The organism is Rhodococcus sp. EPR-134, assembly GCF_001647205.1.
GTDB lineage: Bacteria > Actinomycetota > Actinomycetes > Mycobacteriales > Mycobacteriaceae > Rhodococcus_F > Rhodococcus_F qingshengii.
In genome coordinates this window covers 1-8780 of sequence record NZ_LVCT01000419.1, presented here as the reverse complement: position 1 = coordinate 8780, position 8780 = coordinate 1, and the positions used below count along the sequence as shown (strand labels likewise).

9 protein-coding genes are annotated in these 8780 nt (G+C 63.6%); 5 read left to right on the top strand and 4 right to left on the bottom strand.

The annotated features are described in order from the left end of the window. Both A2J01_RS19310 and A2J01_RS19305 read left to right on the top strand, forming a co-directional pair. Positions 1-713, top strand: a 713-nt coding sequence (locus A2J01_RS19310) for a DUF4839 domain-containing protein (RefSeq protein ID WP_064113346.1), incomplete at its 5' end; no start/stop codon positions are given. A 287-nt stretch (positions 714-1000) separates the two neighbouring features. After that, entirely contained in the window at positions 1001-1249 is a 249-nt protein-coding gene (locus A2J01_RS19305; RefSeq protein ID WP_064113347.1) for a hypothetical protein, read from the top strand. 84 nt (positions 1250-1333) lie between these two features. On the opposite strand, the gene A2J01_RS19300 is transcribed toward A2J01_RS19305, so the two are convergent. The 3 genes from A2J01_RS19300 to A2J01_RS19290 all read right to left on the bottom strand — a co-directional run bounded on the left by A2J01_RS19300 (position 1334) and on the right by A2J01_RS19290 (position 5037). Continuing rightward, positions 1334-1630, bottom strand: coding sequence for a histone-like nucleoid-structuring protein Lsr2 (locus tag A2J01_RS19300; RefSeq protein WP_269455328.1), 297 nt, complete (start codon positions 1628-1630; stop codon positions 1334-1336). Positions 1631-2191: 561 nt separating this feature from the next. After that, entirely contained in the window at positions 2192-2938 is a 747-nt protein-coding gene (locus A2J01_RS19295) for an ABC transporter permease (RefSeq protein ID WP_030537382.1), read from the bottom strand. Between the two features lie 86 nt (positions 2939-3024). Next, positions 3025-5037 (bottom strand): heavy metal translocating P-type ATPase, encoded by a 2013-nt coding sequence (locus tag A2J01_RS19290; protein ID WP_178377368.1) that lies wholly within the window; start codon positions 5035-5037, stop codon positions 3025-3027. 91 nt (positions 5038-5128) lie between these two features. Here A2J01_RS19290 and A2J01_RS19285 point away from each other — a divergent pair, with 91 nt between their 5' ends. From A2J01_RS19285 to A2J01_RS19275, 3 genes are all read left to right on the top strand, one after another. Beyond that, complete coding sequence (locus A2J01_RS19285) at positions 5129-5497, top strand: ArsR/SmtB family transcription factor (RefSeq protein WP_030537380.1); 369 nt, start codon at positions 5129-5131, stop codon at positions 5495-5497. Positions 5498-5621: 124 nt separating this feature from the next. Next, positions 5622-6044 carry a DUF6153 family protein gene (locus A2J01_RS19280; RefSeq protein WP_030537379.1) on the top strand — a complete coding sequence of 141 codons (423 nt, stop codon included), beginning with the start codon at positions 5622-5624 and terminating at the stop codon, positions 6042-6044. Positions 6045-6129: 85 nt separating this feature from the next. Next, positions 6130-6759 (top strand): DUF305 domain-containing protein, encoded by a 630-nt coding sequence (locus tag A2J01_RS19275; RefSeq protein ID WP_003943446.1) that lies wholly within the window; start codon positions 6130-6132, stop codon positions 6757-6759. Positions 6760-6865: 106 nt separating this feature from the next. Here the strand turns inward: A2J01_RS19275 and A2J01_RS19270 are convergent, their stop codons facing one another. Beyond that, positions 6866-8776, bottom strand: coding sequence for a heavy metal translocating P-type ATPase (locus A2J01_RS19270; protein ID WP_231915840.1), 1911 nt, complete (start codon positions 8774-8776; stop codon positions 6866-6868). Positions 8777-8780: the final 4 nt, after the last annotated feature.

The following is an 8780-nucleotide window of genomic DNA, read 5'->3' as shown; positions in this document are numbered from 1 at the left end:
AGATCAAGGCGATCCGGGGCACCGAGGCGAAAACGATCACAAAAAAGCAGCAGGAAGGCTGGGAACTGGTCACCCAACAGCAGGGCACCCTGCGAACCACCATGACCTTCCGCCGACCAAAGCCAAAGACCCCCTGGCGATTGTGGGCCGCAGTCGGCGGCGCCGGTGTCATCCTGGCGGGCATCATCACCATCGGGGCGCTGCAGGAAGACGACAGCGACGCGTCCACGACCGAAGCCGTGGCAGCCACGAGCGCCGAGCAAGCCTCCCCACCTCCTGCTCCCGAACAGGCAGCGGAACCTGCGGCCCCCGAAGCCGCTGAGATACTCACCATCGACAACAACGAGGATCTCGCCCGGATCCTGCACGATACGGACCAGTGCGGCCAACCAGTCGCCGATTTCGCCACCCAGTATGCAGGCCGGACCATCCAGTTCGACGGTCACATTGCTGCGATGAACAACCACGGCAAGTACAAAACGCGCTACGACATTCTGATCGGTGCCAGAGATTTCGACGAAAGAGACGGCGGCGGGCCGAATTTCCAGTTCCAGGACGTCAACATCGTGTCTGATCTACATCTCATCGGTCCCGACATCCCCGACACCTTGGGGGTTAAAGACACCCTTCGGGTCACTGCGGTCGTGGAAGAATTCGAGGAAAAGAGGGGCTGTCTTCTCCAACTTGACCCAGTCTCCACCGAGAGCCGCTAGCAACCGCCCCATCACTAACACTCCGAGCCGATCTTGATCCGCCTGGCCAACTGGTTCTTCAATCTGCCGCTGGTGCCGTGTCTGTCGTAACCGCCGCACCGCCGTCATTCCGTCAGCAACGTCCATTCCTGCAGTTCCAGGACGATTACGGCGCTTCCGGTTGCACGTACGCCGGTAGTTTCATGCCTCATTTGCGACGTGATTGAGTGTCTCGAATTAGAATCGATTGCACGTCCATCGCGATCATGACCGGTGGGTGTGGCGGATTCTCTGCCACAATCAGGTCTATGTCCGATTCTGGCCCTCAACGCAGTGGCCCCATTGCGGTGGGTTCTCGGGTCAAGGTGATCCCGTCCTCCGAATCACGGTCCGGCGATACCGAGCCGCAGGTTAGGGTCGTGGTCGAGGACTACGCCGATACCGTCATCGACGCCTCTGACCTGGGGCGGGACTGGGCGCCGGTGCAGCGGTGGGCGATCGCCCTCGACGACGGCCGTTTGGTCTTCGCCGCCGAGGGCGGTCTCAAGCTCGCCTGAATCTTTCGTTTTCTCACCGAGAAGAATCACGGGATATAAGTGCGCCACTCGTTGATGTCAGTGAGAAAAGATGCTGTTCAGTGCTTAATGTGCGGCGTCGAAAGCCTCGATGACGTCGGCCTTGATCCGTCCACGAAGGGAGACCTCGAAGCCGTTCTTGGCGGCCCAGTCCCGGATCGCTTTCAGTTGCTCGGCGGATCGTCCAGACCCCGACATCTTGATCGCCGTCGAAGTATTCGCACGCGACTTGCCGGCAGAGGAGACCTTCTCCGCCACCTTTATATACGGCGCGAATACCGCCTCGATCTTGTCAGCATTCGCGGGTCGCAAATCAATCCGATAATCGGCACCCTGATACGAAAAGGTGACTTCGTGCCCCAATCAGGCGTCGATGGGCTTTCCATCCAGATCGTCGATAAGTTGGCGAATAAATATTTCGGCCACAGGGAAATCCTTTTCGTTACATTCTGAATGAATATCGCGTTCATGTTATCCGCAGTATCCGATAATTCAGGACACTCCTACCAGCGACCCGCCGACCACAAACGCGCCGTCGACCTCGAGCGCGCCCACAGCGGTCTCGGCAGTCGATCGGACCCGATTTTCGGCGCCGCCGAACGATGTTTCATAAACGGTCGTATTTGAAACATCGGGGACGTTTTTCAGTGAGCTGGCCGAAGACATGTTCCGAAACTCATGTCCAAAACTGATGGTTCATTATTCGGCTTGTCGGTGAGTTCTGGAACACTGCTGCGTCATGGGTGAACTTTTGGGCTGTCAGTTTCAGAAGACGACTGCACTTGTTCAGAAGTGGGCTGCGCATTGCCTCTTCAGGCACTTCGAGCGGGGCATGCTTCCGTTCAGTGTTGTCTTCCAACCGCCAGGACTCGTCACCCCGTGAACGCATACCGACCTTCTCGACACTGGCTCGAACCACCCGTCCTACGGCCTCCGATGGACAGATCCGCGCGCGACAAGGTCCACGGTCAGTGCGACGGCGACGGTTTGTGCAAGCAGCAGCCCGCACAGCACCAGAATTTGCACAGCCCCAGCCTGCAGGGCCGAACCGCTGGCCAGCAGTACGCCCACGAATGCACCCGGCAACGTCACCAGTCCCACCGTTCGTGTCTGGTCCAGTCCCGGCAGCAGCGCGTCGTTCGCGGTGGGTCGCACCACCTCCAGCCGTGCCTGACGTTCGGTCATGCCCAGACTGAGCGCCGCCTCCACTTCGCCGTGCCGGTCGGTCAACGCGGCCAGTGCGCGGCGTGCGGACAGCGATGTTGCCGTCATCGTCCCACCCAGGATGATTCCGCCGACCGGCACGATCGAGATTCCCTGCGCCGGAACGACGCCCGTGAGCAAGCACAAGGGCACGACGATCCCGATACCCACAGCGAGGGGAAGAACGAGCCAGATACCGGACCTTCCCGATTCCGAACGCCGACTCGACGTGAACGCCGCAGCCCCGAACATCACCAGCAGTACGAGCAGCGACGACCACAGATGCGCAAGCGCCGCAGCGAGAATCAGCGAGATTGCCGCCAGTTGAACGAACCCGCGAACGGCAGCAGCGGGAGCGGTGATCATGCGCCCGAACGAGGAGACCCGATAGAGGATCGCAGCGAGGGCCACCATCACCAGACAGAGAACCACGAGCGGCGGACCAGGCTCGGCCAGGGAAGTACTCACCGTTCAAGTATGTGGCGTTGCCCCGGTGCATTCGTCTCGCCGCTCCTTAGCGGAGGGCGATCAAGGTGGCCAGGTGACTGCCACCCCTACAGTTCCCTACGTCCTTCGCGCCAGGTTCGCGACGACAGCAGGCGCATCCCGTTGAGAGCGACGAGGACGGTGGAGCTTTCGTGCCCGGCTACTCCGATCGGCAGCGGAAGGGTCCAGAACAGATCCCATCCAACGAGTGCCACGATGAACGTCGCCGCGATCGCGAGGTTGGCGACCACGATCCGGTGCGCACGCCGCGACAGTTCGATCACCGACGACAAGGTTGCGAGGTCGTCGCGCACCAGGACCGCATCGGCGGTGTCGAGTGCGAGGTCTGAACCCTTGCGTCCCATGGCGACACCGATGTCGGCGGCTGCAAGTGCCGGGCCGTCGTTGACGCCGTCACCGACCAGAAGAACGCGGCGCTCGCGAGTGCCGCCGCTCGAAAGTCCGCTGCGCTGCAGTTGCTGCACTGCCGCTGCCTTGTCCTCGGGAAGCAGACCTGCCCGAACGTCGGTGATCCCGATACGCTCGGCCACCGCATGCGCTGCGCGGACGTTGTCTCCGGTGAGTAGCACTGCCGGACTACCGGTTACCCGTTCGAGCTCGCCGATGGTGGCGTCGAGGTTCGAGCGCGCGGTGTCCGCAAGGGCGATCACTCCGATTGGTTCGCCTCCGACGCGCACGATCACTGCGGTCATACCGCCCGATTCACGGTCGACCGCGGTACGTTCGGCCGTCGACTCCCATTCGCGTATCGACAGACGTTCGGACGGTACAGCTTTCGGTACCACGTCAGGTTTGCTCACGGTCACTACCTCGCCGTGGACGTTCGCGCGGACTCCCACACCCGGTGTCGACTCGAATGCCGTCGACGCCGGTATCTGCAGACCTCGGCTGCGGGTGTAGCTGACGATGGCTGCGCCGATCGGGTGTTCGCTGCCCATCTCGGCAGCCGCTGCCGCGGTGAGCACGTCGGTTTCGCTGAAGCCGGTGAATGCATCGACGCGTTCGAACTGCGGTGTTCCTTCGGTGAGGGTTCCGGTCTTGTCGAATGCCACCACCTCGATCGTGCGGAGTTGTTCCATGACGACAGCAGATTTGACCAGAACACCGTGGCGACCGGCGGTGGCCATCGCCGCGAGCAGAGGCGGCATCGTCGCGAGGACCACCGCGCACGGGGAGGCGACGATCATGAATGTCATCGCTCGCAGCAGGGCCGGTTGGAGTTCGTTTCCGAGCAGCATCGGGATCGCGAAAATTGCTGCGGTAGATACGACTACGGTCTTCGAGTAGTACTGCTCGACCTTCTCGATGAACAGCTGCTTCTTCGCTTTCGTGGCCGACGCGTGTTCCACCATGGCCACGATGCGGGTGATGACGGTCTCCGAGGGGTCGACGTCGATGCGGATCCGCAACGCGCCGGTGCCGTTGATGGTGCCGGCGAAGACGCCGTCGCCGACCGACCTGAACACTGGGATCGCCTCACCGGTGATCGAGGACTGATCGACGTCGGAACTGCCGTCGACGATGGTGCCCTCGCCGGAAATGCGCTCTCCGGGTCGGACAATCACGATATCGCCGCATCGAAGATCCGCGGCGTCGATTCGATGCTCGACGCCCGCGGTATCGAGCTTCACGGCGGTCTCGGGCGCGAGATCGAGGAGACTGCGAATCGAGTCGGCCGTACGGCGAGTCAGGACCGCCTCGAGTGCGCCGGAGGTGGCGAAGATGACGATGAGCAGTGCGCCGTCGAAGATCTGCCCGATCGCTGCTGCGCCGAGGGCCGCGACGATCATCAACAGGTCGACGTCGAGGGTCTTCTCTCGCAGTGCGCGTAGTCCCTCGCGTGCCGGTTCCCAGCCGCCGGTGACATAGCAGGCCAGGTAGAGCGCCCAGAACAACCAGAACGGGGCATCGACGAGCTGCGTTAGGAGTCCGAGAAGGAACAGTGCGGTGGCAGCCAGCGCCCACCTCACCTCGGCGACGTCGAGCAGGCGCGTTCGCGAGGAGCCGGGGTTGCGCCGGGCCGTGGGCGCGGCCGCAGTGGTAGTGCCGATCGATGCCATGACTGCCTTCTGCCGACGAATGTGGATGTACGGGTGACTGTACAGGAACATATGAAGATCTTTACATATGTACATGGACTACAGTTGCCGCATGGGACACGAAGTCGACGGGCGGCCACGTCCTCCAGCACAGCTCGACGCCGAATCCGCGGCAACAGTTGCGGCGACATTGCAGGCTCTGGCGACACCGAGCAGGCTGCGGATTCTCACCCAGCTACGGCAAGGCCCCAGTGGGGTGAACGACCTGGCCGACGCCGTCGAGATGGAACAGTCCGCCGTCTCTCATCAACTCCGCTTGCTCCGCGCGATGGGACTGGTCACCGGGGCGCGATCCGGCCGCAGCATCGTCTACCGCTTGTACGACAATCACGTGGCGATGCTTCTCGACGAGGCGGTCTATCACATCGAACACCTCGGAATGGCCGCACCGGATACGGCCGGCACTGTCGATTCCGCCTAGCCAGAGCCCCCCTTCTGGTACCCAGCACACTCGCAGTCACATCGAACCGACGGACGTGGCCGCTGGGCCTGCCTCCTCAACCAGTGGTTACCCCCAGGGGGTATCTCTTGGTATCGTTGGGGGCATGCACTCAGTGAGCCGGCGCGGTCGACGGGGCACAGCTCCGACGGTCTGTTTGCTGATTGCACTGACGGTGTTCGGTGTTCTGTTGATGCATTCGGTAACACCGATGTCGAGGTCCGTGACCGGCTCTATGTCCACGTCGATGAGCGACGGCCATGCTTCGGCGGCAGCACCGTCCCACACCGACGCCGTGGTTTCGGTAATGACCGGGGAGCACGGCTGCCCGTCGGCACACCAGATGATGCATCCCTGTGTCGGCACTACCGCGTCGTGGCCTGCGCTGACGGTCCCGGCTGCGAGCGCAGCCATCGACCTGGTGCCGACATCGGTGAACCGGATCATTGGACGCGCCGATTCCACGCTCGAACGTGCACCGCCGTGGACGTTGTGGGAGTTGGACAGATCGGTGACCTTGCGAGTGTGACGGGGAGCCCGACAGACGCACGTCTGTCGGGGGATCGATACACATTCAATTCTCTGTACTACTCACTCTTGCAAGGAGTTTCCTCATGCGTACCAAAATCATTGCCTCACTCGCTGCTGCTGCCGCGAGCGCGTTCCTCGTCGTCGGCTGCAGCGACAACACGACCGATTCGTCGATGGACGGCCATTCGATGGGCTCGATGTCCTCGGCGTCGCCGGCATCGTCCGCTTCGGCGAGCTCGTCGGCACAGTTCAACGATGCCGATGTGATGTTCGCGCAGATGATGTACCCGCACCACGCCCAAGCAGTCCAGATGGCCGACATGGCGAACGGCCGCACCGACAACCCGGACGTGCTGTCACTGGCATCAGCGATCGCCGCCGCGCAACAACCCGAGATGGACCAGATGACGGCATGGCTCACCGAATGGGGTCAGCCCGCACCCTCGGCCGACATGGGCCAGATGGGCGGGATGGACCACAGCTCGGGCAGCGGCATGATGACCACTCAGGACATGGACGCGTTGAGGGCAGCGTCGGGACCCGAATTCGACCGCCAATGGCTCACGATGATGATCGCCCACCACACCGGCGCCATCGAGATGGCGAACACCGAAATCGCGGACGGGACCGATCCTGACGCCCAGGAGATGGCCCGCACCATCGTCGCCACCCAACAACAAGAAATCGACACCATGCAGCGACTGCTCGGCTGACCTGGCCCGCTACACGACACGATGGCCGCATCCTCTCCGGCGGAGAGGATGCGGCTATCAGCGTTCCACAGTTGTCAGGGCTGCGTTCCCGGTACGAAATCAGCTCTCACAGTGCCGGTTCGCGCTGCGACGGAGGATTGGAACTCCCCTCGTTCACCGCCCCGGCGATGGCGTCGGGTGCGAGGTCGAGGCGACGCAGTAATTGTGCGTTCGCGGCGACGATGATCGTCGACAGCGACATCAGGATCGCGCCGATCGACATGGGGAGTACGAACCCGACCGGTGCCAGAACCCCCGCCGCGAGCGGGACGGAGATCAGGTTGTATCCCGCAGCCCACCAGAGGTTCTGCTTCATCTTCCGGTACGAGGCCCGCGAGAGTTCGATCACCGACAACACCGACCGCGGGTCGTCGCTGGCGAGGATCACTCCGGCCGATGCGATCGCGACGTCGGTACCCGCCCCGATCGCGATGCCGACATCGGCCTGCGCAAGAGCCGGTGCGTCGTTGACTCCGTCGCCGACCATCGCCACGGTGCGTCCTTCGCTCTGGAGTTCGGCGACGGTGTGGGACTTGTCTTCCGGTTTCACCCCGGCGAAGTAGCGGTCCACACCGAGCTCGGTGGCGACGGACTTCGCGACGGCATCGGCGTCGCCGGTGATCATCACGACCGCGATTCCGCGCGCGTGGAGCGCGTCGATCGCGGTGCGGGATTCGGGCCGGATCTCGTCGGCGAGCGCGAGTGCTCCGATCACGGCACCGCCGGCGAGGACGTGCAGGATGATCGCCCCGTCCCCGCGCCACCGATCGGCGACAGCGAGTTCGGATCCGCGCTCTTGCTCGAGCAGCGCTGGCCCGCCGACCTGGATCCGGAGGCCGTCGACGTCGGCTGCGACCCCGACAGCGGGGGACGACTGGAAGTCGGCGGCCACCGGGACCGTCAGGTTCCGTGCTCGTGCGGCCTCGACAATGGCGCGAGCCAGGGGATGTTCGGAGTCCGCTTCCGCGGCAGCAGCGAGTGAGAGAACGTCGGCGGCGGTGCGCCCGTCGGTCACCTCGATCGCGGTGACGGTGGGTTCGCCTTTGGTGAGGGTGCCGGTCTTGTCGAATAACACGGTATCCACCGTGCGCATGGTTTCGAGTGCGAGCCGGTCCTTGACGAGTACACCGCCGCGGGCGGCGCGTTCGGTGGCGATGGAGACCACCAACGGGATAGCGAGTCCGAGTGCGTGCGGGCAGGCGATGACCAGCACGGTGATGGTGCGGATGACGGCGTCGTCGGGCATCCCGACCAGAGTCCACACGGCGGCGGTGATGATCGCGGATCCGGCTGCGAACCAGAACAGCCAGCCGGCGGCGGTGTCGGCGATGCGCTGAGCACGCGAGGTCGAGTTCTGGGCGTCGGCGACCAGGCGGCCGATGCCGGCGAGGGCAGTATCGTCGCCGACCGCGGTGACCTGGATGCGGAGACCTGAGTCGGTGGCGACCGTGCCGGCGACGACCTGGTCGCCGGCGCTGCGGCGGATCGTGCGTGATTCGCCGGTGATCATCGATTCGTCGATGCTCGCCGATCCGGAGACGATGGTGCCGTCCGCGGGTACTCGGCCGCCGGGGCGGACGACAACGACATCACCGAGCTGCAGCTCGGATGGGGACACCGGCACCACGTCGTCGCCGTCGACGCGTTCGGCGGTGTCCGGGAGCAGTGCGGCCAGTGAGTCCAAGGCGGAGGTGGTCTGCGCGAGGGATCGCATTTCGATCCAGTGCCCGAGCAGCATGATCACGATCAGCAGGGCCAGTTCCCACCAGAAGTCGAGCTGGTGATCGAGCAGGCCGAGGCTCGCTCCCATCGACGAGGCGAATGCGACGGTGATCGCGAGGGCGATGAGCAGCATCATTCCCGGTGCACGTGAACGGATTTCGCCGATTGCGCCGGTGAGGAACGGGGAACCGCCCCAGGCGTACATCACGGTGCCGAGTACCGGTGAGATCCAGGCGATCCACGCTGCGTCGGGCAATGAG